The organism is Kosakonia oryzendophytica (assembly GCF_027886705.1).
Classification (GTDB): Bacteria; Pseudomonadota; Gammaproteobacteria; order Enterobacterales; family Enterobacteriaceae; genus Kosakonia; species Kosakonia oryzendophytica.
In genome coordinates, this window is the sequence record NZ_CP115659.1 from 3,125,580 (window position 1) to 3,148,761 (window position 23,182).

26 protein-coding genes are annotated in these 23,182 nt (G+C 53.7%); 10 read left to right on the plus strand and 16 right to left on the minus strand.

Features of this window, described 5'->3' with window-relative positions; all coding sequences use genetic code 11:
* Window positions 1-33 precede the first annotated feature (33 nt).
* A complete protein-coding gene (locus O9K67_RS15130; protein ID WP_061494854.1) occupies window positions 34-972 on the minus strand; it encodes a LysR family transcriptional regulator in 939 nt (312 codons plus the stop codon).
* Window positions 973-1,114: 142 nt separating this feature from the next.
* On the opposite strand from O9K67_RS15130, the gene O9K67_RS15135 reads away from it, so the two are divergent.
* On the plus strand, window positions 1,115-2,326 hold the full coding sequence (locus tag O9K67_RS15135) for an MFS transporter (protein ID WP_061494853.1): 1,212 nt from the start codon (window positions 1,115-1,117) through the stop codon (window positions 2,324-2,326).
* A 76-nt stretch (window positions 2,327-2,402) separates the two neighbouring features.
* On the opposite strand, the gene flgL is transcribed toward O9K67_RS15135, so the two are convergent.
* The 11 genes from flgL to flgB form a co-directional block, all read right to left on the minus strand.
* Complete coding sequence (gene flgL, locus O9K67_RS15140) at window positions 2,403-3,374, minus strand: flagellar hook-associated protein FlgL (protein ID WP_061494852.1); 972 nt, start codon at window positions 3,372-3,374, stop codon at window positions 2,403-2,405.
* A 14-nt stretch (window positions 3,375-3,388) separates the two neighbouring features.
* A complete protein-coding gene (flgK, locus tag O9K67_RS15145) occupies window positions 3,389-5,032 on the minus strand; it encodes a flagellar hook-associated protein FlgK (RefSeq protein ID WP_061494851.1) in 1,644 nt (547 codons plus the stop codon).
* A gap of 75 nt (window positions 5,033-5,107) precedes the next feature.
* Window positions 5,108-6,064 (minus strand): flagellar assembly peptidoglycan hydrolase FlgJ, encoded by a 957-nt coding sequence (gene flgJ, locus O9K67_RS15150; RefSeq protein ID WP_061494850.1) that lies wholly within the window; start codon window positions 6,062-6,064, stop codon window positions 5,108-5,110.
* Entirely contained in the window at window positions 6,064-7,161 is a 1,098-nt protein-coding gene (locus tag O9K67_RS15155; protein WP_061494849.1) for a flagellar basal body P-ring protein FlgI, read from the minus strand. Before O9K67_RS15155 ends, flgJ begins: the two co-directional genes overlap by 1 nt.
* A gap of 12 nt (window positions 7,162-7,173) precedes the next feature.
* The gene (locus O9K67_RS15160; protein ID WP_061499968.1) at window positions 7,174-7,872 is read right to left on the minus strand and encodes a flagellar basal body L-ring protein FlgH; all 699 of its coding nucleotides are present in this window, start codon (window positions 7,870-7,872) and stop codon (window positions 7,174-7,176) included.
* Between the two features lie 60 nt (window positions 7,873-7,932).
* Window positions 7,933-8,715, minus strand: coding sequence for a flagellar basal-body rod protein FlgG (gene flgG / locus O9K67_RS15165; RefSeq protein ID WP_061494848.1), 783 nt, complete (start codon window positions 8,713-8,715; stop codon window positions 7,933-7,935).
* Window positions 8,716-8,730: 15 nt separating this feature from the next.
* Window positions 8,731-9,486 (minus strand): flagellar basal body rod protein FlgF, encoded by a 756-nt coding sequence (locus O9K67_RS15170; protein ID WP_061494847.1) that lies wholly within the window; start codon window positions 9,484-9,486, stop codon window positions 8,731-8,733.
* A gap of 20 nt (window positions 9,487-9,506) precedes the next feature.
* Entirely contained in the window at window positions 9,507-10,715 is a 1,209-nt protein-coding gene (gene flgE / locus O9K67_RS15175) for a flagellar hook protein FlgE (protein WP_061494846.1), read from the minus strand.
* 27 nt (window positions 10,716-10,742) lie between these two features.
* Window positions 10,743-11,423, minus strand: coding sequence for a flagellar hook assembly protein FlgD (flgD, locus tag O9K67_RS15180; RefSeq protein WP_061494845.1), 681 nt, complete (start codon window positions 11,421-11,423; stop codon window positions 10,743-10,745).
* Between the two features lie 14 nt (window positions 11,424-11,437).
* Window positions 11,438-11,842, minus strand: coding sequence for a flagellar basal body rod protein FlgC (gene flgC / locus O9K67_RS15185; RefSeq protein WP_061494844.1), 405 nt, complete (start codon window positions 11,840-11,842; stop codon window positions 11,438-11,440).
* 3 nt (window positions 11,843-11,845) lie between these two features.
* The gene (gene flgB / locus O9K67_RS15190) at window positions 11,846-12,262 is read right to left on the minus strand and encodes a flagellar basal body rod protein FlgB (RefSeq protein ID WP_061494843.1); all 417 of its coding nucleotides are present in this window, start codon (window positions 12,260-12,262) and stop codon (window positions 11,846-11,848) included.
* Between the two features lie 158 nt (window positions 12,263-12,420).
* Between flgB and flgA the strand changes: the two genes are divergently transcribed.
* The 3 genes from flgA to flgN all read left to right on the plus strand — a co-directional run bounded on the left by flgA (window position 12,421) and on the right by flgN (window position 13,894).
* Complete coding sequence (flgA, locus tag O9K67_RS15195) at window positions 12,421-13,080, plus strand: flagellar basal body P-ring formation chaperone FlgA (protein ID WP_061494842.1); 660 nt, start codon at window positions 12,421-12,423, stop codon at window positions 13,078-13,080.
* A 93-nt stretch (window positions 13,081-13,173) separates the two neighbouring features.
* The gene (gene flgM, locus O9K67_RS15200) at window positions 13,174-13,467 is read left to right on the plus strand and encodes a flagellar biosynthesis anti-sigma factor FlgM (RefSeq protein WP_061494841.1); all 294 of its coding nucleotides are present in this window, start codon (window positions 13,174-13,176) and stop codon (window positions 13,465-13,467) included.
* Window positions 13,468-13,471: 4 nt separating this feature from the next.
* Window positions 13,472-13,894 (plus strand): flagella biosynthesis chaperone FlgN, encoded by a 423-nt coding sequence (gene flgN / locus O9K67_RS15205; RefSeq protein WP_061494840.1) that lies wholly within the window; start codon window positions 13,472-13,474, stop codon window positions 13,892-13,894.
* Between the two features lie 65 nt (window positions 13,895-13,959).
* Here the strand turns inward: flgN and murJ are convergent, their stop codons facing one another.
* From murJ to rimJ, 4 genes are all read right to left on the minus strand, one after another.
* A complete protein-coding gene (gene murJ, locus O9K67_RS15210) occupies window positions 13,960-15,495 on the minus strand; it encodes a murein biosynthesis integral membrane protein MurJ (RefSeq protein ID WP_061494839.1) in 1,536 nt (511 codons plus the stop codon).
* Window positions 15,496-15,602: 107 nt separating this feature from the next.
* Window positions 15,603-16,526: a Gfo/Idh/MocA family protein gene (locus tag O9K67_RS15215; RefSeq protein WP_061494838.1), complete on the minus strand. Its 924-nt coding sequence runs from the start codon at window positions 16,524-16,526 to the stop codon at window positions 15,603-15,605.
* Window positions 16,527-16,528: 2 nt separating this feature from the next.
* The gene (locus tag O9K67_RS15220) at window positions 16,529-17,176 is read right to left on the minus strand and encodes a YceH family protein (RefSeq protein ID WP_061494837.1); all 648 of its coding nucleotides are present in this window, start codon (window positions 17,174-17,176) and stop codon (window positions 16,529-16,531) included.
* Between the two features lie 9 nt (window positions 17,177-17,185).
* Window positions 17,186-17,770: a ribosomal protein S5-alanine N-acetyltransferase gene (gene rimJ, locus O9K67_RS15225; protein WP_061494836.1), complete on the minus strand. Its 585-nt coding sequence runs from the start codon at window positions 17,768-17,770 to the stop codon at window positions 17,186-17,188.
* A gap of 237 nt (window positions 17,771-18,007) precedes the next feature.
* Between rimJ and mdtH the strand changes: the two genes are divergently transcribed.
* The 6 genes from mdtH to solA all read left to right on the plus strand — a co-directional run bounded on the left by mdtH (window position 18,008) and on the right by solA (window position 23,141).
* Entirely contained in the window at window positions 18,008-19,216 is a 1,209-nt protein-coding gene (gene mdtH, locus O9K67_RS15230) for a multidrug efflux MFS transporter MdtH (protein WP_061494835.1), read from the plus strand.
* A gap of 123 nt (window positions 19,217-19,339) precedes the next feature.
* Window positions 19,340-19,900, plus strand: a complete 561-nt coding sequence (locus O9K67_RS15235; RefSeq protein WP_061494834.1) for a lipoprotein — start codon at window positions 19,340-19,342, stop codon at window positions 19,898-19,900.
* A 115-nt stretch (window positions 19,901-20,015) separates the two neighbouring features.
* Window positions 20,016-21,059 (plus strand): dihydroorotase, encoded by a 1,044-nt coding sequence (gene pyrC, locus O9K67_RS15240; RefSeq protein ID WP_061499966.1) that lies wholly within the window; start codon window positions 20,016-20,018, stop codon window positions 21,057-21,059.
* A 73-nt stretch (window positions 21,060-21,132) separates the two neighbouring features.
* Entirely contained in the window at window positions 21,133-21,378 is a 246-nt protein-coding gene (gene dinI / locus O9K67_RS15245) for a DNA damage-inducible protein I (protein WP_061494833.1), read from the plus strand.
* 275 nt (window positions 21,379-21,653) lie between these two features.
* Window positions 21,654-21,908 (plus strand): biofilm formation regulator BssS, encoded by a 255-nt coding sequence (gene bssS, locus O9K67_RS15250; protein WP_061494832.1) that lies wholly within the window; start codon window positions 21,654-21,656, stop codon window positions 21,906-21,908.
* A gap of 117 nt (window positions 21,909-22,025) precedes the next feature.
* Complete coding sequence (solA, locus tag O9K67_RS15255; protein ID WP_061494831.1) at window positions 22,026-23,141, plus strand: N-methyl-L-tryptophan oxidase; 1,116 nt, start codon at window positions 22,026-22,028, stop codon at window positions 23,139-23,141.
* The last annotated feature ends 41 nt before the right edge of the window (window positions 23,142-23,182 follow it).

Here is a 23,182-nt window from a genome sequence, read left to right on the forward strand (position 1 = left end):
TGGCAGTAAAAGCCGACCTCCGGGTCGGCTTTTTTATGCCCGATGCACTGGCTGGCGCATACCGCCCAGCCCGGGCATCACTTCCCGCATCAGTTGCAAAAACTTACGTAACCGCGCGGGATAGTAACGTGCCCACGGGTAAACCAGATGCACTGGCAACGGTGCTGCCTGCCACTCCGGCAACAGCGCCACCAGCTTACCGGCACGAATTTCTTCCTCTACCGCCCAACTGGAGATCACCGCCACACCCAGCCCTGCAATGACGGTGTTACGTACTGCATAGAGACTATCCGTATAAAGCCTGGGCGAAATCACCACCTGCTCCGTCTCACCACTGTGCTGATGCGTAAGATGAATTTCGTGTTGGTAAAACGTATTCAGGGCTATCCATGGCAATGCGGAGAGCTGTTGTGGCGTTTCTATTGCAGGAAAACGCGCAAGTACTGCGGGTGCCGCCACCAGACTGCGAGGCACTTCCGCCAGCAGCACTGACACGGTCGCTGGATCGACTTCCGCCCCCACACGAATGGCGCAATCGATATTCGCGCTAAGAAAATCCACCTTTTTGTCATTAAGTATCCACTCCACCGATAGCTGTGGATGACGCTCCAGGAATTGCGTTAACGGCCCCAGCAATTGCTCCTGACCAAACGCATGCGGCGCTCGTACCCGTAACATTCCCACCGGTTCATCGTCCGACTGACTCAGCTCATCCTCAAGTGCAACCCATGCATCCGCCACACGTTTCGCATGCTGATAACACCGTTCTCCATCATCCGTGAGCTTCATCGCATGGGTGGTGCGCAACAAAAGTTTCACGCCAAGCAGGCTTTCCAGCGACTGCAAGCGTCTGCTCACCGTCGCTTGTGTGGTGTCCAGTTGACGCGCCGCCGCCGACAGCGAACCCGCCTCGACGATACGGATAAACGTCCGCATCAGATCCACTCTATCTATACGCTCTTGTCGCTTCATAATTATTACATTTATACGTTATACGTATAACCGTTTTACCACTCCGCTGGCTACCGCGCTATACCGGCATACGCAAAAATGTGCCCACACCGTAGCGTTACGACGCACAAATCAAAACACACCGTTTCTGGGGAACCATCATATGAACCGTCATTCTCTTTCGACAGATGCTGTTGGCTGGGTCATTTTTGCCCTCGCGCTCGGCGCAGGATTCAGCGTTGCAGCAATTTACTATTCGCAGCCGCTATTACCGCTGATAGGCAACGACTTGCATCTTACAATCAACGGCATGGGGCTGGTTCCCACACTGACTCAGACTGGCTATGCGCTGGGGATCCTGTTTTTGTTGCCGCTGGGCGACCGCCATGATCGCCGGCGTCTTATCCTGTTCAAAAGCGCGGCACTGGCGCTGTTACTGCTGGCATGCAGTCTGACCAGTCACCTTCCCTCTCTGCTAATTGTCAGCCTGCTGTTAGGCATGGCCGCCACCATGGCGCAGGATATTGTTCCTGCTGCCGCGATCCTCGCACCGGCGGGTAAACAGGGGAAAATGGTCGGTACGGTAATGACGGGGCTGCTGCTGGGGATCCTGCTCTCCAGGACCGTCAGTGGCTTTGTTGGCGCGGCATTTGGCTGGCGCGTCATGTACCAGATGGCGGCCGTTAGCATTGCGCTGATTGGTATCCTGATGTGGTCGGTACTGCCGCGTTTCGCCACCCACTCAACGCTGAGCTACCCGGCGCTGATGAAGTCTATGGCGCACCTGTGGCAACGTTATCCATCACTGCGTCGCGCTGCAATGGCACAAGGTTTTCTTTCTGTCGCTTTTAGCGCGTTCTGGTCAACCCTGGCGATGATGCTGCTGGAAAAATATCAATTGGGTAGCGCTGTCGCCGGCACTTTCGGCATCGCAGGTGCGGCCGGTGCACTGGCCGCACCGCTGGCTGGCGGGCTGGCAGATAAAATGGGCGCAGAGAAAGTGACACAATTAGGCGCAGGTCTGGTGATGGTTTCTTTTGCTCTGATGTTCCTGTTGCCCGTTCTGCCCCCGCACGGGCAACTGATCCTGATTGCATTGTCTGCCGTCGGTTTTGACCTGGGTCTGCAATCCAGTCTGGTTGCACACCAGAATCTGGTTTACGGCCTGGAGCCGCAAGCACGTGGTCGGCTGAATGCACTACTGTTTACCGGCGTGTTTATTGGTATGGCGGCAGGTTCTGCACTGGGCAGTAAACTCTACTCGGTTGCCTCATGGCAAGGTGTGGTAGTGTTGGCAACGCTGTCCGCACTCATCGCACTGGCTATCCGCCTCATTGATGCCCGCCAGATGCAACAAGCCGAACAAAAAGCGTAAAAAAAAGCCCGCTCCGGGGTGATGGAGCGGGCATAGCGAACATGCCCAGTTTCCAGACATGTCCAAAATGAAAACGTTACTTATTGAGCTGGAACAGCGACATCCCCTGCATATCACTAAACGCCTTGTAAGACGCCTGCAGTGCAGCCTGTTGCATGGTGTAAGACGAAATCACTTCGTTCCAGTCTACATCGATCAAATCACTCGACTGTTGCTTCAGACCCAGCGCACGGTCATCGCCCAGCGAATCAAGACTTTCCAGTTCGTTCAACTGCGTACCCAGCTCAGCGCGTACAGTAGACACGTTGTTCAGGGAGTTGCCGAGGCCACGGCTGGTTTTATCCACTACGGCCTGTGCAGCAGCTTTCGCCGTTTCATTACCTGCGACGGGAGTTTTCAGCGCTGCAACGGCCGTATCCAGCATTTTGAACAGGTTCGTTTCGGACGTACCCGGCAGACCCGTTGCCGGATCGATCGGCTCTGGCGTAGCGTTACTGCTGATATGGTTAAAGACTTGATCGCCAGTGTGCGCAATGACCATGGTACGCGAGGCATCCACTTGCTGACTGATTGCCTGCGAACCCCCACTGTAGGTCGCCGTTGCTGAGTCATACGGAGCAGACTCCGTCTTGTAGCCAGCAAAAATATAGCGACCATTACCATCAGTGCTGTTGGCAAGGTTTAACAATTGATCGCGATAACCCTGCAATTCTGTTGCCAGAGAAGCGCGGTCATCGTCACTGAGCGAACCGCTGCCCGCCTTCACGATAGTACTTTGCGCGCCCTGAATTGCTGTGGTCACCTGTTGCAGTACGCTCTCTTCAAGCGACACTTTCTGCGTAGCGAATGTACGTGCAGTGGCATACTGCGAGTTCTGCGCCTGCGCCTGAGAGATCACCACCGCCTGAGAGGCGGCAATCGGATCATCAGACGGACGGTTCACACGCTGACCGGTGGACATTTGCTCACCATACGCCAGCCACTTACTTTGCGCGTTGGTCACACCGCGCATATTTTGTTCGTACATCATTTGAGTACTGATACGCATTGCTCACCCCTTACTTAGCGTATTTCCAGCAGCGCATTAAAGAGCGTGCTTGCGGTCTGAAGAACCTGCGCGTTGGCCAGATAATATTGCTGATAACGTTGCAGGTTGCCGTACTCTTCATCGAGGTTAACCCCTGAGATCGACTGCTGCTGGTTGCTCAGTTGCGTTACCACGTTAGTCTGCGTCGTACTGCTGGTTTTCAGCGTCGACGTTTTGTTACCCACATCGCTCACCAGCGTGGCATAGGCATCGGTAAAGGTTTTGTTACCGCCGACTTTCTTGGCACTTTGCAGGTTGAGCAGCGCCTGCCCGTTGCGGTTGTCGCTCGCACCGTCGCCGGCAACAGACGCCATCGCAATTTTCGACTCATCGGTGATCGCCACGCTCATATTCACAATCGCGTTGCTCACCGGCTTGACGGTAAAACTGTCGTTGGCGGCAGCCGTACCACTGACGCTGACCTTCAGCCCGTCAAAATTCAACGAGCCATCGGTGGAATCTGGTGTAACGTTGAAGGACGTATTGTTGGACAAACGCGTCACGGTCCAGTTGCTGCCATCGTAAGCCACTTTGTAGTCAGTCGCCTGAACAGCCGTACTGTCGCTGACCGCGGGTGATAATGCGGCGGTGCCAGTATTTTTGCCGTTGCCTAAGGCAGACGGCGCACCGATGGTAAAGAAGTTTGTACCCTGTACACCGGCTGAATCGTAACCCTGGGTGTGCTGTTTGTTGAACGCATCAGCAAATGACAACGCCAGTTGGCCCAGGGTATTACGCGTCTGATCCAGATCCTGTGAGCGGAAGGCAAGCAAACCGCCCAGAGACCCCGTAGTAATCAGTCTCTCCGGGATCTCAACATTGCCGGCAGTGTTGTCGACATAGGCAACCGTGGTACGAGATGCGTCAGCGCTGGAAGCCACTGCCGCCAGTTGGCGAGAAGTACTGCCTTGCACCAGGGTGTAACCGTTAGCCATCGTCAGGTTATAGGTTTTACCATCCTGTACGCTAACTTCCACCCCGACGATCTTATTCAGCTCGCTGACCAACTGGTCACGCTGATCGAGCAAATCATTCGGAGATGCGCCCGCGCCAACGCCGGTCAGACGGGAAATCTGATCATTAAGGGAGGCGATCTGTTTGGTGTAGTTGTTGATTTGGTCAACACTTGAGCTGATAGACAGGTTAACCTGCTTATCCTGGTCACGCAGATACTGATCGGCCACCTTGAACTGGTTAACCAGCGCACTGCCTTTACCTAACAGAGCCTGACGTGCTGCCGGATCTTCGGCGTTGCTCACCAACGTTTGCAGACTGGAGAAAAATCCCTGCAGGCTGGTCGAAAGCGTATTGGTAGTACCAGAGAGCACATCATCAATTTTTGACATCTGCTCATAGCGCGTAGTCAGCCCGCTGCTCTGGTTTTGCGCCGCGCGCAGCTGGTTAGTAATGAAAGCATCATACTCACGCTGAACACCCGAGACATAGACACCATTACCAACCCAACCGCCAGCCCCCAGCGTACTGTTAGCCGACGACAATACTGTCGTCTGACGGGTATAGCCAGCCACGTTATAGCTGGCAATGTTGTTACTCGAGGTATTAAGCGCTGCCTGGGCTGCAGCGAGCCCACTCATGGCGCTATTAATCAAACTGGACATGGAGGTTCCTTATACACTTTCAGACATGAGTCCTGTTGACGATTATCGGCAACCCAGAGCGAAACTTGAGATATTTCAGAACAGATTTTCGATGTCGCTGTTATAGGCTTTGCTGACTTTTTCACCCATAGATTTAAGCTGTTGGATCATACTCGTCAGCTTACGGGCATAGTTCGGATCGGTCGCATAACCGGCGTTTTGCAACGCTTGTGCGCCCTGTTCCGCCGTTGCCGCCGTCGTGACCGCCGCATAGCGTTTATTGCGCGTCAGCATGCCTACATAATCAGACAATGCTTCGAGATACGAGCTGTACACACGGAATTTTGCTTTGACTTTAACCGCCTCGCCATTCTCATATTCCGTGGTGGTGATCTCGGTGGTTGGTCCTTTCCAGTTCGGTGTCGCTTTCACACCGAAAATGTTAAAGCTCGGCTCACCGTTCTCACGCGGGATCTGCCGTTGGCCCCAGCCGGATTCGAGAGCAGCCTGCGCGAGGATCAAGTGATGCGGAACACCGCTCTGCTGGCTGGCCAGTCGCGCCGGAAGCGAAAGCTGGGCAAGGAAGTCTTTGCTGTCACCCGTCAACGGTTCATCACTGTCGTCAGGCGCTTTTGGCATAGCCTTACGCACTAACTGCGTCAGCGCCTGGTTTTGATAACTGGTCACCGTTTCCAGAGGGAACTTCATCGGCACCTGTTGCATTTGATCGGCGGGATCTACCGGCGCCTGTTCGCCGGTCATCTGTTTCACCATCATATCCGCCAGCCCCAGACCTTTGCCTGCGGTCATCTGCTGGGCAATCTGTTGGTCATACATGCTGGTGTACAGCCGGGTTGAATCGCTACTGAAAATACCGTCTTTTGGCAGGGCGTCGCGCATGCTTTTTAGCATCATTTGCACAAACATCCCTTCCACCTGGCGCGCTACCGGCCGCAGGTTAGCTTTCGGATCCTGTCCGGCCTTTGATTTCAGTTCATTCAGCGACTGCGCGTCCCAGGCCGCGCTACTCAACAACCGGCTGTCAGTCAACATTAGATGATCTCCAGTTTCGCACGCAGGCAACCTGCGCTTTGCATAGACTGCAGAATCGACATCAGTTCCATTGGCGACGCACCCAGTGCGTTCAGTGCACGTACCACGCTATTCAGATTGGCGCTGGAGCGAACACTTTGCAGCGACCCACCACTCTGACGCAAATCGATCTGCGTTTGCGGCGTGACAACGGTTTGACCACCCCCAAACGGCGTATTCGGCTGGCTAACGTTAGCCTGCTGGTTCACCGTCACGGAGAGGTTACCCTGCGCGACTGCGCAGTTATCCAGCGCCACTTCGCGGTTCATCACCACAGAGCCGGTACGGGAGTTAATGATCACTTTCGCATCCTGTTGCGTTGTACCGACTTCCAGATTCTGAATATCCGCCAACAGACGCACCTGTGAGGTACCGCCGCTGGAGGTACGGATCTGCACGGTACGAGCATCCAGCGCAGTCGCGCTACCATAACCACGGCTGCGGTTGATGGTATCGGCAATCTGCTGCGCCATGGTGAAATCTTCCTGATTCAGTTGCAGGTTTATGGAGTTACCCGCGCCAAATTGCGACGGCAGTTCACGCTCAATAACCGCTCCGCCGGTGATGCGACCGCCGTTAAGCTGGTTAACCTGTACGCTGCTGCCGCCAGCAGATGCACCTGCACCACCTACAAGAATGTTACCCTGCGCCAGCGCATACACCTGGCTGTCCACCCCTTTCAGCGGGGTCATCAGCAACGTGCCGCCGCGCAGGCTTTTTGCGTTCCCCATGGAAGAGACCACCACATCGATTGTCTGTCCCTGGCGGGCAAAGGCCGGGAATTGCGCGGTCACCATTACCGCCGCCACGTTTTTTAATTGCATGTTGGTGCCAGTAGGAACGGTGATCCCCATCTGCGACAACATGTTATTTAATGTTTGCGTGGTAAACGGCGTTTGGGTGGTCTGGTCACCCGTGCCATCAAGCCCAACAACAAGGCCGTAGCCAATTAAGGAGTTTTCTCGTACGCCCTGTACGCTGGTGAGATCCCGGATACGGTCGGCCTGGGCGACAGTCGCCACCAGCACCAACGCGATTCCAGCCAGATATCTAAACATAATTCACCCCGGTTACATCGGCGATAAGTTGAGGAAGAAACGCTGCAGCCAGCCCATCGTCTGCGCTTCGTTAATGTAGCCATTGCCGACATATTCGATGCGCGCATCAGCCACCTGAGTAGACTGAACCGTGTTGCTGCCGCTGATGGTGCGTGGGTTCACAACACCTGAGAAGCGGATGAATTCAGTGCCCTGGTTAATAGCGATCTGTTTTTCACCCACAACATGTAAATTGCCATTGATCAGCACCTGGTCGACCGTCACAGTCAACGTGCCGCTAAATGTGTTACTGGCGTTCGCGCCGCCTTTACCGGCGAAGGTGTTACTCCCGGAAGAACTCAGATCGGCACGTGCGTTGCCAAAAAGACCTTCAAGGTAACGAGGCGTCGTATCGATACCAAAACTGGATTTGCCATCGCGGCTGGCATTGGCCGATGAACTCTTACTGGCGCTCACGTTTTCTTGCAACGTGATCGTCAGCATATCGCCCACGTTACGCGGACGGCGGTCTTCAAACAGTGGCTGATAGCCATAGTTTATTGGCTGCGCGGTCTGATAAATCGAGCCATTCACTAAAGGCACTGGACCCGGGATCGGTTGAGCGGAGGTCGCTCCTTCTACCAATGGTTTTGAAGGAACCCAGGCACATCCGGTCAGGGTAACGGCCAGTAAAGCCATAATTGGGTAGCGGCGCGCGGCGTATTTTTGCATTGCATTCATCTTCGAAATCAGGGTTCCGGTACGGCAGCAACTACCGCACCGGATAACGCCTTAGAGTTGCGTCAGTTTTTGCAGCATCTGATCGGTCGTCGATACTGCTTTACTGTTAATTTCGTAAGCGCGTTGAACCTGGATCATATTCACCAGTTCTTCGGCAACGTTTACGTTTGAGGTTTCCACATACCCCTGGTACAACAAACCTGCACCGTTGAGGCCCGGTGTCGTGGAGTTTGGCGCCCCGGACGACTGGGTTTCGGTGTACAGGTTCTCACCGATGCTTTCCAGACCGGTGTCATTCATAAAGGTGGTGAGGTTTAACTGGCCAACCTGCACCGGCGCTGTCGCCCCCTGCTGCGTCACGCTGACCACGCCGTCGCGGCCAATGGTGATGCTCAGGGTGTTAGCAGGGATAGTGATCGCAGGCTGCACCTGGAAACCACCCGCCGTGACTAACAGACCATTCTGATCCACCTGGAAGGAGCCGTCGCGTGTATACGCTGAGGTACCATCCGGCAGCAGCACTTCAAAGAAGCCCTGCCCTTTAATGGCAACATCTTTGGTGTTGTTAGTTTGTGACAAGCCGCCCTGACTGTGCAGGCGTTCGGTCGCAACGGGACGAACACCGGTACCGATCTGCAAGCCAGAAGGCAATGTCGTTTGTTCAGAAGACTGAGCACCAGGCTGACGCATCGTCTGGTACAACAAATCTTCAAATACCGCACGCTGACGCTTAAAACCGTTGGTACTGACGTTCGCCAGGTTGTTGGCGATAACGTCCATATTGGTTTGCTGGGCGTCGAGGCCGGTTTTCGCGATCCATAATGAACTGATCATAGGTAATCCTGTTTATTAGCCCAGTGACAGCAACTGATTGGCGCGTTGCGCGTTTTCATCAACGCTGCCGATCACCTTCATCTGCATTTCGAAGCGACGTGCGCTGGCAATCATGTCGGTCATCGCTTCAACGGGTTTAACGTTGCTGCCTTCCAGCACGCCCGACATCACACGGACAGAGGCATCGGCTTGCAACGTCGTGCCACGCGTGGCTTGCGCGGCCTGGCTCACACGGAACAGACCATCATCGCCACGCACCACTTCTTTACCTTCCGCTTTAACCAGCTTCAGCTTGCCTACCGGTGCAATGGTATTCGCCGAATCGCCAGGATTAAGCGCAGAAATCGTACCGTCAGCGGCAATCGTGATCTGCGAGCCTTCCGGCACAGAGATCGGACCCGCCTCACCAATCACCGGGTGGCCCTGAATGGTCAACTGACCGGTAGGACCGACCTGAATATTACCGTTGCGGGTATACCCTTCCGAACCATCCGCGGTCTGAACGGCCAACCAACCGTTCTGCTGTAACGCCACATCAAGTGGGCGAGAGGTGTAATCCAGCTGACCGGGCGTCATATCGGCACCCGGTGTAGACGCCACCACCAAAGTACGGGTCGGTAACGAAAGCCCTTCAACAGGTACTGCACGCAGCGCATTAAGCTGCGCACGGAAGCCCGGCGTTGAAGCATTCGCAAGGTTGCTGGCGGTGACAGCCTGCTGATTCAGCGTTTGGCTGGCGGCGCCCATCGCGGTGTATATTGCGTGATCCATTAAGCCATCCCGTCAGATGATTAACGCAGGTTAACCAGCGTGTTAAGGATCTGGTCCTGGGTTTTGATAGTCTGCGCGTTCGACTGATAGTTACGCTGCGCGACGATCATGTTCACCAGTTCTTTACTCAGATCCACGTTTGATGCTTCAAGCGCACCGTTGGTCAACTTACCGAAGTTACCGGTACCTGCAGCCCCTAACAGCGCAACACCGGAAGACGAGGTTGCGGACCAAACGTTGTTACCTTCAGATTGCAAGCCTTCGGAGTTAGCGAAGTTCGCCAGAACGATCTGCCCAAGCACCTGTTTCTGCTCGTTGGAGTAGTTCCCCACAACGGTGCCATCTTCGTTAATCTGGTAGCTCACCAGGTCGCCCGGTTTGTAACCGTTCTGCGTGGTGCCGACAATGTTGTTAGAGCCGGTGTTCTGCTGCATGGAGTTAAGGAAACTCAGCGAGAACGTTGCCGGGGTTGCACCATTGATGGTACCCGTAGTGATGGAGGCAGAAGTCCCGCCCGTCAGCGCACCGTTAGTATTGAAGGTCATGGTGGTTGCAAGCGTTGCCGTACTGCCGCTCACACTGCTATCCTGGGTATAAACATCCCAAGTATTCGCTGTGGCACTCTTCACAAAATAGACGTTCATGTCATGGGCGTTACCCTGGCTGTCGTAGACAGTGACGGAACCTTTTTTGTTATAGGTACTGGCGTTAGTGGGGTCGAACGGCGTAACCGTCGGGGTAGTGTCTGTGGAGTTCAGGTTGATCTGCATCGATGCTGTGGTGGTGGTTTTCGCCGCCATCAGCGTGTTCGGAATGGTGATAGCTGCCGGGTTCGCACCAGTCTGTACTGTCGGCGGTGTACCGGTAGCCGGGTAGCCGGTTATCTGCATACCCTGCATGTTCACCAGGTTGCGGTTTTCGTCCAGTTTGAACTGGCCGTTACGGCTGTAATACACAGAACCGTTGCTGTCGACCACACGGAAGAAACCGTTTCCGCTCAATGCAACGTCAAGACCACGACCGGTGTTGGTGGTGGTACCATCGCTAAAATCCTGGGTAATGCCCGCCACTTTAACACCGAGCCCCACTTTAGAACCGGCAAACATATCAGCGAAGGACGCAGATCCGGATTTAAAGCCATAAGTGGCGGAGTTGGCAATGTTGTTACCAATGACATCGAGGTTGGTGGCCGCAGCATTCAGGCCGCTGACCGCTTGTGAAAAGGCCATGACTTACTCCTGATAAGTGTTAAGGCTTTAAATAATCTGCCGTACTTCGTCGAGGGTGGTAGTACCGTAGGTACCCAAATCTAATGTGCTCCCGTTACTATTGCGGGTCACACCTTGCACCAGCGCAAACTGCAGAGGTTGAGCAACCAACTGCGTTGAGCCTGAGCTGGCAGCGATAGAGACTTTATAAGAGCCATCTGGCGCTGCTGTACCATCAGAAAGTTTGCCGTCCCAGCTAAAGGTATGGACGCCCGCTTTCAGCGCGCCAATATCAATGGTGCGCACGACTGTGCCGTCTGCACTGGTCACCGTCGCGGTCACTTTGTCGGCAGCCTGAGTCAGCTCAACACCAAATGGCGTAGAGGTCTCTTTGCCCACAAGGATGGTTTGTCCTGGGATCATGACACCGTGGCCAATCAGCGTCGTCGCCTGCATGGACTGGCTGTTATCAATCTGCCCGGAGATCGAGCCCAGTGTGGTATTCAGTTTTTCAATCCCGCTTACGGTACTGATCTGCGCAAGTTGCGTGGTCAGTTCATTGTTTTGCAGCGGGTTGGTCGGATCCTGGTTTTTCAACTGCGCGACCAGCAATGTCAGAAAGCTGCTCTGCAGGTCGGAAGCGCTGTTAGTCCCGGTGGTAGTTGTACCCTTCGTACTGGCTGCAGCGCCGGAGTTGGTCGGGTCATTAACTTTTACAGCGATAGACATGCTGTGCGTCTCCTTTACTGGCCAAGGGTCAGGGTCTTGAGCATCATGCTCTTAACCGTATTCAGTACTTCAACGTTTGCCTGATAGCTGCGTGAAGCGGACATGGTGTTGACCATTTCCCCGACCACATCAACGTTCGGCATTTTGACGTAACCATTGGCGTCCGCCAGCGGGTTACCCGGCTGGTAAACCAGTTTGTCCGGCGCCTGGCTTTCAATAACATCCGCGACTTTTACACCGCCGGTCGCCTGACCTGGTGCGGCATCAACCTGGAAAACGACCTGTTTGGCGCGATAGGGTTGACCATCCGGCCCGGTAACGCTGTCGGCGTTGGCAAGGTTACTGGCCGCCACGTTCATACGTTTGGACTGCGCCGCCAGCGCCGAGCCAGCGACATCAAAAATATTCAGTAAAGCCATCTATCAATTCCCCCCTTGCAGAACACTCATCATGCTTTTGATCTGCCCGCCCAGTACCGTTAAACCGGTCTGGTATTTCACGCTGTTGTCCGCGAACTGCGTACGCTCACGATCCATATCCACGGTGTTGCCATCCAGAGAGGGCTGATCCGGGATGCGATACAGCAGATCGGCAGACGGCGGGGTCATTGCTTGCGCAGGAATATGACGGGAAGAGGTCAGCGCCAATGAAACACCACTCTCTTCAGCACGACCGCGCTCCATGACTTTTTTCAGTTCACTGGCGAAATCAATATCGCGCGCCTGGTACCCCGGGGTATCGGCGTTGGCAATGTTTGCCGACAGGATTTCCTGGCGCTGGGCGCTCAGGTTCAGCGCTTCTTGCTGAAAACGCAGTGCGGCATCAAGTTTATCGAGCATGGCTCCCCCACTGATGACAATTATTTAGCCAACAGCTTAAATCTCCTTACGCAAGCCTTATCGTTGGAATAAGCGCAAAATGCGTCGCTATTTATTGCGTTGATAGATTTGCCATGCGGTTAAAATCTCCTCATTCCATTAACAGGCAGGAGTCTGCGATGATCACTCTGAAAGGCTGTGTGGCTGCGGCCTTACTGTTATTAAGCCCGCTAACGCAGGCGGCCGACTTACAGGCGCAACTCACCGCTTTTTTTGCTCAACGTCTTGCTGGATTTAGTGATGAGGTAGTGGTAAATATACGCACCCCGGAAAATCAGCGTCCCGCCTGCGATCAGCCCGAGCTGAGCGTCATCGGAAATGCTAAACTGTGGGGTAATCTGAGTGTTCAGGCGAATTGCGCCGGCGCAAAGCGCTATTTGCAAGTGAACGTTCAGGCGACGGGTAACTATGTTGTGGCCGCACAAGCAGTCGCGCGCGGCAGCACGTTACAGCCGGGCAGCGTGAAATTAGCGCGCGGCCGTCTCGATCAGTTACCACCGAGAACGATGCTGGATATCACCCAGGCGCAGGATGCGGTAAGTTTGCGCGATCTCGCACCCGACCAACCGATACAACTGTCAATGCTGCGCCAGACATGGCGTATAAAAGCGGGACAGCGTGTGCAGGTTGTGGCGACAGGCGATGGCTTTAGTGTGAACGGCGAAGGTCTTGCTCTGAACAACGCATCGGTGGCGCAAAACGCCCGTGTGCGCATGTCTTCAGGCCAGATTGTCAGCGGGATTGTGAACGCTGATGGGAATATTCTGATTAACCTATAATCTTTTTAAAGAATTTGCGTCGGCTGCCGATATATAAGCAACGACTACAGATACAGGCCCCAAACGCCGGGGAACCTCAGTGAGGACTACACTATGAGCATTGATCGGACATCGCCCCTCAAGCCGGTAAACACTGTACAACAGCGTGAAGCCAGCGAGGCCCAAACGCAAAAAACGCGTCTGGAAAAATCCGCGACGACGAACAGCACCAACGTCACCATCAGCGGCGCTCAGGCTAAGCTGATGCAGGCAGGGGCAAATGACATCAATACAGAACGCGTCGAGCAACTGAAAACCGCGATCCGTAATGGTGAACTGAAGATGGACACTGGCAAAATCGCCGATGCCCTGATTGACGAAGCGAAGAGTTACTTGCAGAGTAAATAACAGTATGAACCGACTGTCAGACATCCTTGATCAAATGACAGTTATCCTGAGCGCTCTCAAAGACGTGATGGATGCTGAGCAAAAACAGCTTTCCGTGGGCCACATTAATGGCAGCGCGTTACAGCGTATTACGGAAGAAAAAAGCTCCTTGCTCGCAACTCTGGACTACCTTGAGCAACAACGCCGGGCGACGCAGAAAACGCAACATAGCGCAAATGACGATATCGCCGATCGCTGGCAAACCATTACTCAAAAGACGCAGCATCTGCGTGACCTGAACCAGCACAACGGATGGTTGCTGGAAGGGCAAATCGCGCGCAATCAACAAGCGCTGGACGTTCTGAAACCGCATCAGGAACCCGGGCTTTACGGCGCGAATGGTTATACCTCTACCGCCAACCGTGGCGGAAAGAAAATCTCTATTTAGATCTGTTCAGGCAGTTAATATTCTGATTTTTAGCCAGGGGATCCGTCCCCTGGCTGCCTTTCTGTTTACGCCGTCCGGCGTGCAAATTCTTTGACTTTAAAACCCAACACCGCAAGCGTGGCGAAGTAAGCGATAACCCCCACCAGCACAACCGCCATCAGACGCAGCAGACGATAAGGCATGGTGCCTTGTGCCCACTCCGGCATAACGTACAGCATGCCCACCAGTGCCGCCGACATTACCAGTACCGCAATGACCAGACGGACAAGGAAACTCGTCCACCCCGGTTGCGGCGTAAAAATATTCTGTTTGCGCAGTTGCCAGTAGAGCAGCACGGCATTCAGACAGGCCGCCAGACCGATCGACAAAGAGAGACCGGCATGTTTTAGCGGACCGATAAAGGCCAGGTTCATGAGCTGCGTCATGATTAGCGTGACGATGGCGATTTTCACCGGCGTTTTAATATCCTGCCGCGAATAGAATCCCGGAGCCAGAACCTTCACCACAATCAGCCCCATCAGCCCTACGGAATAGGCGATTAACGCCCGTTGCGTCATCGACGCATCGAAGGCGGTGAATTTGCCGTACTGGAACAGCGACACCGTCAGCGGCTTTGCCAGGATACCTAACGCCACCGCACTGGGCAGTGCCAGCAGAAAGCAGAGCCGTAACCCCCAGTCCATCAACCGGCAATACTCATCATGGTTGCCGCTGGCAAAGCTTTTCGAGAGTGAGGGAAGCAGAATTGTCCCCAGCGCTACACCCAGCACCCCGGAAGGAAACTCCATTAAACGGTCAGCGTAATACATCCACGACACAGAACCGGAAACCAGAAAAGAGGCGAAGATGGTATTGATGATCAGCGAAATCTGGCTGACGGAGACCCCAAGAATGGCTGGCCCCATCTGCTTAATAACCCGCATAGCCCCCGCATCATGGAAACTGATACGCGGCAGTACCAGCATACCTATTTTTTTCAGATGCGGCAGTTGATATACCAGTTGGAGAACACCGCCAGCGGTTACCGCCCATGCCAGCGCCAGTACCGGCGGGTGGAAATAGGGTGCACCAAACAGCGCAAACCCGATCATGCTGATGTTCAAAAATGTCGGTGCAAACGCCGGAACGGAAAAACGGTTCCAGGTATTGAGGATCGCACCGGCCAGCGATGCCAGTGATATCAACAGAATATAAGGAAAAGTGATGCGCAGCAGTTGCGAGGTTAAAGCGAATTTATCCGCCGTATCGGCAAAACCGGGAGCGGTCACGAGGATCACCCACGGCGCTGCCAGCATCCCGGCGATGGTGACAACGGCCAGCGCCAGCGTCAACAGACCGGACACGTAAGCCACAAAAACCCGCGTTGCATCATCTCCTTGCTTGCTCTTGTATTCCGCAAGGATGGGCACAAACGCCTGAGAAAATGCACCTTCCGCAAAGATACGGCGTAAAAGATTAGGCAATTTGAATGCCACAAAAAAAGCATCGGTCGCCATGCCCGCGCCGAAAACCCGCGCCACTATGGCGTCACGCGCGAAACCCAGCACGCGGGAAAACATGGTCATGGAACTGACTGCCGCCAGCGATTTCAATAGATTCATTCTGGTTTCCATAAGACACAACGCCTGCAATGCAGGCGTTGGTGTACAGCGAAGCGCTTAGTCTACAGGGAAAAAGGCGAATTACTATCGCCAGATGTTACAGACGGTTATTCGCTCATCGCCTCGCGCCAGAGCTTTTCGACAATACGTTGCGCCAGAATCGCCTGCTCCCCGGCCGTTTCGGGAACTGTCTGATTTTGCACACATTCAATAAAATGACGTGCGCATCCGGCAAAGCCGCGCTGCTCCAGAGTACTTTGCCAGCCAGGAACCGGGCGGGCAATCACACCCTGCCCGCGCTCTTCACGCCACTCGCGCATATCCGTAATATCAAACAACCCACCATCGGTAACAGCCTGAACCCACTCGCGCTGGCTCCCCGCACGGCGATGCATACTGGTGGTGATTTGCAGATGTTCAACGCTGAAATGGTGTTCAGCGTAGACCATAGCACCGTCATCATTGGTCAGCAGCGTACCGCTTTTCAATTGCGCTGCGCCCCCGGCCAGCCACAGTGCGGTGTCCACCACATGCAGATAATCATCAAGTAAAGTGAAACGTAAGTCGTGCGGCCCGACGCTGTCGCTACGGTGTTTATCCATACGTAACGAGGCAGCCTGCGGCATGTGCTGCTTCAATTCCCGGTACAACGGCGAAAAGCGACGATTAAAACCCACCATCAGTGTCAGCTTCTTCCGGGCAGCCAGCTCAACCAGCCGTTCCGCATCCTGTAAATTTTCCGCCAACGGCTTATCCACACAGACATGTACGCCAAGATTGAGCAACTCGCTGACCACAGAATAATGCGACGAGGTGGCGGTATGAACAAAAACGGCATCACACTGCGCCGCCAGGCTGGCGAGCGAATCCGCATACGGAATACGCCAAGTTGCACATATGCGTTCGGCTTTCTCCCGGGTAGGTGACCAGGCTGCCACCAGCGTCCAGTCCGTCGCAGCCCCCAATACCGGTAGCCAGGCTTTTTGTGCGATACCGCCCAAACCTACAACACCAATACGTAATGTCGCCACGGTTAATCCCCCAAATGTGCGAGAAGCGAATGCAGACGCTGTTTCAACTCAGCCACTTCGTCTTCCAACGCTTCAACGCGCGCCAACAGTGAGTCCGCGGCTGGGCCCTCTGCGTCATCAACGCCAGCCAGCACCGGCACATCGCCGCTGAACAGATGCATAAAACGACTTTCACGCTTACCCGGCTCCCGGGGCAGGCGCACAACAAACGGACCATCTTCCCGCGTCGCAAGATGCTCGAGGGTACTTTCCACTTCCGCCATGTCGGTAAATTGATGCATACGTTCAGCACGCCCACGTAACTCGCCTGGAGTTTGCGGCCCACGCAGCAACAGCGTGGTGATCAGCGCCACTTCGGCGGACGTGAGTTTCAGATCGCCAAATTCAGAGTTGCAGAAGCGTTGCTCATATTTGGTCACCCGATTGCCAAAACCGCTGACAGTACGCAGATAATGACGTTTTACCAGCGCATCAAGTATGTCCTGAACGTCGTGTTCACCGAGGTTCATCACCGGTTCGCGGTTGGTTTTCTGATTACAGGCCGTGACCACCCCGTTAATAGAAAGCGGATATTGTTCTGGCGTCGTCACCTGTTTTTCCAGCAGGCAACCAATGACCCGCGCTTCCACGGCGCTCAATTGATACTTCATCTTTGCTCCTTAACGACCCGGGGTCCATTCCTGTGTGGTTAATGCTGTTAATACGTGATCGCGCCATTGCCCGTCGATTAACAGATACGATTTGGCGTACCCCTCTTTTTCAAAGCCGAGTCTCGCCAGGAGATCACCGCTGCGTTTATTGTGCGGCATATAGTTTGCCATTATGCGGTGCATATGTTGCGTACGTTGCATATAGCGGATCGCGGTGGTCAGAGCCTCAAACATTAACCCTTGTCCTTGCCACTTTTGGCCGATGGAGTAACCCAAATAGCAGGCATGGAATGAGCCGCGGACCACATTAGAAAAATTCGCCACACCAATGATTTCTTTCTCTTCCGGATCGAGCAACGCGAAATAGAACGCCGTACCCTGTTTATGGAATTCATTGATCATGCCGAGACGTGCCTGCCAGCCGGAAGGGTAACAATGGCTTTCGTCGCGCACGGGCTCCCAGGGTTTTAAAAATTGGCGATTTTCAGCGTAATAATCCGCCAGGCGCCAGGCGTCGCGGTCGTGGACGAGGCGCACCACCAATCTGTCCGTTACTAAGCGTACTTTCGGCACGTTACTGCGATAGCCAAACATGCATTACCACTCCTTCCGTTTCACGACTTTTTTAACCCCTTCCCTTTACTATACATTTGCATAGCTGCTCAGGGAAAACAGCAACATGGCATTTTCTGCGTCAAGCGCCATTTTCGATGAAAACTCTCAATCAAAGACTGATTTTGATAAAAAAATATTGTCACCATCAATATGGGAAAAGCAGTAGCGAAACCGCAAAATAAGATTGTCTTATCTTTCTGATTTCCCGGAGGGGAAATGGCGCGCATATCGCAGGCAAGGAGCCTGGGTAAATACTTCCTGCTTGTCGATAATATGCTGGTCGTCCTTGGCTTTTTTGTCGTTTTTCCCCTGATTTCCATTCGCTTCGTCGATCAACTGGGCTGGGCTGCTCTCATGGTCGGTATTGCCCTCGGTTTGCGTCAGTTTATTCAACAAGGGCTGGGGATTTTCGGTGGCGCCATTGCCGACCGTTTCGGGGCAAAACCGTTGATTGTCACCGGCATGCTGATGCGCGCGGGCGGCTTCATTGCCATGGGCGTTGCGCATGAACCCTGGGTGTTGTGGCTCTCCTGCTTGCTCTCCGGGCTTGGTGGCACACTGTTCGACCCACCGCGGTCAGCGCTGGTGGTCAAACTGGTGCGCCCACACCAGCGTAGTCGCTTTTTCTCTCTGTTGATGATGCAGGATAGCGCCGGCGCGGTTGTCGGCGCTTTGCTAGGCAGTTGGCTGTTACAATACGATTTTCGTCTCGTCTGCGCCGTGGGCGCGTTAATGTTTGTTCTTTGCGCCGCGTTTAACGCCTGGTTACTGCCCGCGTGGAAATTATCGACTGTGAAAGCCCCTGTGCGCGAAGGGCTTGGCCGGGTACTGCATGATAAACGCTTTGTGACCTATGTTCTGACGTTGACTGGCTATTACATGCTCGCGGTACAGGTAATGTTAATGCTGCCAATTATGGTTAACGACATTGCTGGTTCGCCGGCAGCGGTAAAATGGATGTATGCCATTGAGGCCTGCCTGTCGTTGACTCTGCTCTATCCGATTGCACGCTGGAGCGAGAAACGCTTTCGTCTGGAACACCGCCTGATGTTCGGGTTGCTGGTGATGTCGTTTAGTCTGCTGCCGGTAGGTATGGTGGGCTCATTACAGCAATTGTTCACGCTGATTTGCACGTTCTATATCGGGTCGATTATTGCCGAACCTGCACGTGAAACGCTGGGTGCACAACTGGCGGATGCCCGTGCGCGAGGAAGCTATATGGGGTTCAGTCGCTTAGGATTGGCGTTTGGCGGTGCGCTGGGTTACGCCGGTGGCGGATGGTTGTTTGATGCCGGAAAAGCCTTTAATCAACCGGAACTCCCCTGGATGATGCTGGGGTTGATAGGCCTTATCACCTTCTTTGCACTGCTGTGGCAATTTGGTCTTAAACGTCTGCAACAACGGATGCTGGAACCGGGTGCTTGATTATTCTGCCAGCGGAAGCCCCCGCTTCCGCCAGTGCATTCAGCTTTTTCCGCTGGTCTTTGCGCAGCGTGTCACGCATGCTACTGTCCAGGACTGAAGCATCCGGACCACGTTGAGGAACACATGAGAAAAATCATTTTTGCCGCGGTGTTAATATTGAGCGGCGTGCTGGTGGGCTGTAACCAACTGACCCAATATTCCATCAGCGAACAGGAGATCAATCAGGCGCTGCAAAAACGCAACAATTTCGCTAAAGATATCGGCGTTCCTGGTGTCGCGGATGCACACATTGTGCTGAACAACCTGACCAGCGCAATTGGTCGCGAAGAGCCGAATAAAGTGACGCTGACCGGCGATGCGAATCTGGACATGACCTCCCTCTTTGGCAACCAAAAAGCGGTAATCAAGTTGAAAATGAAAGCGCTGCCGGTTTTTGATAAAGAGAAAGGCGCAATCTACCTGCAGGAAATGGAAGTGGTCGACGCGACAGTCACGCCAGAGAAGATGCAAACCGTTCTGCAGACGCTGTTACCTTATCTTAATCAGTCTTTGCGCAGCTATTTTAATCAGCGCCCGGCCTATGTGCTAAAAGAAGACAACAGCAAAGGCGAAGCGTTGGCGAAGAAATTCGCCAAAGGCATCGAAGTGAAACCTGGCGAGATTATCATCCCCTTCACTGACTGAATACTGGGGGCGCAAATGCGTCCTTTTTTTCAGGAAAAAGATGCAAACGAAAACGTTTCCGCATATCCTTAGTGCCCGGCAAAAACAACTGATCCTCACCAGCCGGAGCATTCCAATGACACAACCCCAGGTTTTGAAAATCCGCCGTCCTGACGACTGGCACGTCCATTTACGTGATGGCGATATGCTGAAAACCGTCGTGCCGTGGACCAGCGAAACTTACGCCCGCGCCATTGTGATGCCCAATCTGGTTCCCCCCGTGACCACCGTGGACGCAGCCCGTGCTTATCGTCAGCGTATTCTTGATGCCGTCCCCGCGGGGCATAATTTCACGCCGTTGATGACCTGCTATCTGACCGATAGCCTGGAGGCCGACGAAGTCGAGCGCGGTTTTAACGAGAATGTCTTCACAGCGGCAAAACTCTATCCGGCAAACGCCACCACCAACTCCAGCCATGGCGTCACCCGTATTGATGCAATCATGCCGGTACTGGAACGCATGGAAAAACTGGGAATGCCACTGTTAGTACATGGCGAAGTGACACAGGCAGAGATCGATATCTTCGATCGCGAAGCACGGTTTATTGAAACCGTGATGGAACCGCTGCGTAAACGCCTGCCCGGCCTGAAAGTGGTGTTCGAACACATCACCACTAAAGACGCCGCTGATTATGTCCGCGAAGGCAACGAACGTCTGGCAGCGACGATCACCCCTCAGCATTTGATGTTTAACCGTAACCACATGTTAGTTGGTGGCGTGCGCCCACATCTCTATTGTCTGCCTATCCTCAAACGCAATGTTCACCAACAGGCTTTGCGAGAGCTGGTTGCCAGTGGGTTTGAACGCGCGTTTCTGGGCACCGACTCTGCGCCACATGCCCGTCATCGTAAAGAGGCCAGCTGTGGCTGCGCGGGTTGTTTCAATGCACCGACTGCGTTGGGCAGCTATGCGACAGTATTTGAAGAGATGAACGCATTGCCGCATCTTGAAGCGTTTACATCGCTGAATGGCCCGCGTTTCTATGGTCTGCCGGTCAACGAAACCTTTATCGAATTGGTGCGCGAGGAGCATGTTGTGCCAGAGACGATTGCCCTATCGGACGATTCACTGGTGCCCTTCCTTGCAGGTGAAACGGTACGCTGGCGCGTTAAACGTTAAAAATTTCACCCCCCTGTTGTAATAAGCATGAATTAACTGTATAAATATACAGTTAATAACGCAGGGGGCTATTATGCGCATTGAAGTGACGATTGCCAAAACCACATCCTTACCGCCTGGCGCCATTGATGCGCTGGCGGGTGAATTATCCCGTCGTTTGAATAATTATTACCCCGATCGTGAAAACAAAATCACGGTTCGTTATGCCGCCGCGAACAATTTGTCCGTGCTCGGTGGTGCAAAAGAAGATAAAGATCGCATAAGTGAAATTTTACAGGAAACCTGGGAAAGCGCTGACGATTGGTTTATCACCGAATAATTTCTCTTTAAGTTTGTTCTTATTGCCGGGTCGCCCCGGCTTTTTTGTTTCTTTGCTAAGCGTGTTAATGACATTGTCGGCAAGTAATAAAATAAGTGATTAAGATCCCGCTCTGTTATTCGAACAAACGCAATCAGCGTAAAAAAGATGTTGCAGAGTGTTTATTCATTCGATCTATCCCCTCAGTTGTTGGTATACTAAAAAGGCTTCAAAAAAAACACGCATTGAACCTCGAAAGTCGTCGTCTAATTAAACACGCTAAAATGGGGGTTATGATGGTAAAGAATAATGAAGTCATCCAGACCCATCCGCTGGTCGGATGGGACATCAGCACCGTGGATAGCTATGATGCCCTGATGCTCCGGCTGCACTACCAGACCCCAAACCAAGCCGCACAGGAAGAGACCGAAGTCGGTCAGACGTTGTGGCTAACGACGGATGTCGCCCGCCAGTTTATTTCGATCCTTGAAGCGGGCATTGCCAAGATTGAATCTGGCGATTACCAGGAAAATGAGTACCGCAGACATTAGTCATAATGCCTCTCAGCCACTCAAAAGGCACCCGGTGGGTGCCTTATTTATTTCCGTTCTTGTATAACGCCCCCATGTTATTTACCCTCCTGAAAAAGCATTCACCTGGAGGACATCATGAAATACGATCTGATTATTATCGGCAGCGGCTCTGTCGGTGCTGCGGCTGGCTATTACGCCACCCGCGCAGGGCTTAATGTGCTGATGATCGATGCACATTTGCCGCCACACAAGGAAGGGAGTCATCACGGTGATACACGCTTAATTCGCCATGCTTACGGTGAGGGGGAAAAATATGTACCGCTTGTCTTGCGCGCCCAACAGCTTTGGGATCAACTGGCGGCAGAAAGCGGCGAAGCCGTGTTCGAACGTACTGGCGTGATCAATATTGGCCCGGCGGACTCCAGCTTCCTCGCCAATGTCGCGCAGAGCGCTTTACAGTGGAACCTGGCGGTGGAAAAGCTCGACGCGCCTTCTTTGATGGCTCGCTGGCCGGAGATCCGCGTGCCGGACGACTATATCGGGCTATTTGAAGCTGACTCGGGAGTACTGCACTGCGAACTGGCGGTGAAAACCTGGATCGACCTTGCCCGAAAAGCCGGTTGCGCACAATTATTCAACTGCCCGGTGACGGCGCTGCATCATACGAGCGACGGTGTTGCAATTGACACGCCGGAAGGAACATTCCACGGCAAGAAAGTGTTGGTCAGCGCAGGAACCTGGGTTCAACGATTGATCCCCACCCTGCCAATACAGCCTGTGCGAAAAGTTTTCGCCTGGTTCCAGGCTGACGGACGGTACAGCACGAAAAATCGCTTCCCGGCATTTACCGGCGAAATGCCTAATGGTGATCAGTATTACGGGTTTCCGGCGGATGACAACGCGCTGAAGATCGGTCGCCACAATGGCGGACAACACATCACTGAACCGCAGCAGCGCACGCCATTTGGTGATGAAGCTGGCGATGGCTCGGAATGCTTCGCTTTCCTGCGCCAGTTTCTGCCCGGCATCGGCGGTTGTTTATACGGCGCCTCTTGTACCTACGATAACTCCCCGGATGAGGATTTTATTATCGATACGCTGGCGGATCACCCCGATACACTGATCATAACAGGGCTGAGCGGACATGGGTTTAAATTCGCCCCCGTACTTGGCGAAATCGCCGCTGCGTTTGCTGCAGGTAACAGTACAGCGTTTGATTTAACCCCGTTTTCTCTTTCTCGCTTTGCGTGATAATCCTTCAGCGACCGGAAATTAAGGTCGCTGAACTTATT

Coding starts and splice junctions, on each gene's coding strand:
- O9K67_RS15235 (WP_061494834.1), top strand. CDS start 19,340: ATGAGAAAAATCATTTTTGCCGCGGTGTTAATATTGAGCGGCGTGCTG.
- bssS (WP_061494832.1), top strand. CDS start 21,654: ATGGTAAAGAATAATGAAGTCATCCAGACCCATCCGCTGGTCGGATGG.
- flgM (WP_061494841.1), top strand. CDS start 13,174: ATGAGCATTGATCGGACATCGCCCCTCAAGCCGGTAAACACTGTACAA.
- dinI (WP_061494833.1), top strand. CDS start 21,133: ATGCGCATTGAAGTGACGATTGCCAAAACCACATCCTTACCGCCTGGC.
- solA (WP_061494831.1), top strand. CDS start 22,026: ATGAAATACGATCTGATTATTATCGGCAGCGGCTCTGTCGGTGCTGCG.
- flgB (WP_061494843.1), bottom strand. CDS start 12,262: ATGCTCGATAAACTTGATGCCGCACTGCGTTTTCAGCAAGAAGCGCTG.
- mdtH (WP_061494835.1), top strand. CDS start 18,008: ATGGCGCGCATATCGCAGGCAAGGAGCCTGGGTAAATACTTCCTGCTT.
- flgE (WP_061494846.1), bottom strand. CDS start 10,715: ATGGCCTTTTCACAAGCGGTCAGCGGCCTGAATGCTGCGGCCACCAAC.
- O9K67_RS15170 (WP_061494847.1), bottom strand. CDS start 9,486: ATGGATCACGCAATATACACCGCGATGGGCGCCGCCAGCCAAACGCTG.
- flgD (WP_061494845.1), bottom strand. CDS start 11,423: ATGTCTATCGCTGTAAAAGTTAATGACCCGACCAACTCCGGCGCTGCA.
- flgJ (WP_061494850.1), bottom strand. CDS start 6,064: ATGTTGACTGACAGCCGGTTGTTGAGTAGCGCGGCCTGGGACGCGCAG.
- flgA (WP_061494842.1), top strand. CDS start 12,421: ATGATCACTCTGAAAGGCTGTGTGGCTGCGGCCTTACTGTTATTAAGC.
- O9K67_RS15135 (WP_061494853.1), top strand. CDS start 1,115: ATGAACCGTCATTCTCTTTCGACAGATGCTGTTGGCTGGGTCATTTTT.
- O9K67_RS15130 (WP_061494854.1), bottom strand. CDS start 972: ATGAAGCGACAAGAGCGTATAGATAGAGTGGATCTGATGCGGACGTTT.
- flgG (WP_061494848.1), bottom strand. CDS start 8,715: ATGATCAGTTCATTATGGATCGCGAAAACCGGCCTCGACGCCCAGCAA.
- rimJ (WP_061494836.1), bottom strand. CDS start 17,770: ATGTTTGGCTATCGCAGTAACGTGCCGAAAGTACGCTTAGTAACGGAC.
- flgK (WP_061494851.1), bottom strand. CDS start 5,032: ATGTCCAGTTTGATTAATAGCGCCATGAGTGGGCTCGCTGCAGCCCAG.
- flgL (WP_061494852.1), bottom strand. CDS start 3,374: ATGCGTATCAGTACTCAAATGATGTACGAACAAAATATGCGCGGTGTG.
- O9K67_RS15160 (WP_061499968.1), bottom strand. CDS start 7,872: ATGCAAAAATACGCCGCGCGCCGCTACCCAATTATGGCTTTACTGGCC.
- pyrC (WP_061499966.1), top strand. CDS start 20,016: ATGACACAACCCCAGGTTTTGAAAATCCGCCGTCCTGACGACTGGCAC.
- O9K67_RS15220 (WP_061494837.1), bottom strand. CDS start 17,176: ATGAAGTATCAATTGAGCGCCGTGGAAGCGCGGGTCATTGGTTGCCTG.
- flgC (WP_061494844.1), bottom strand. CDS start 11,842: ATGGCTTTACTGAATATTTTTGATGTCGCTGGCTCGGCGCTGGCGGCG.
- flgN (WP_061494840.1), top strand. CDS start 13,472: ATGAACCGACTGTCAGACATCCTTGATCAAATGACAGTTATCCTGAGC.
- murJ (WP_061494839.1), bottom strand. CDS start 15,495: ATGAATCTATTGAAATCGCTGGCGGCAGTCAGTTCCATGACCATGTTT.
- O9K67_RS15155 (WP_061494849.1), bottom strand. CDS start 7,161: ATGTTTAGATATCTGGCTGGAATCGCGTTGGTGCTGGTGGCGACTGTC.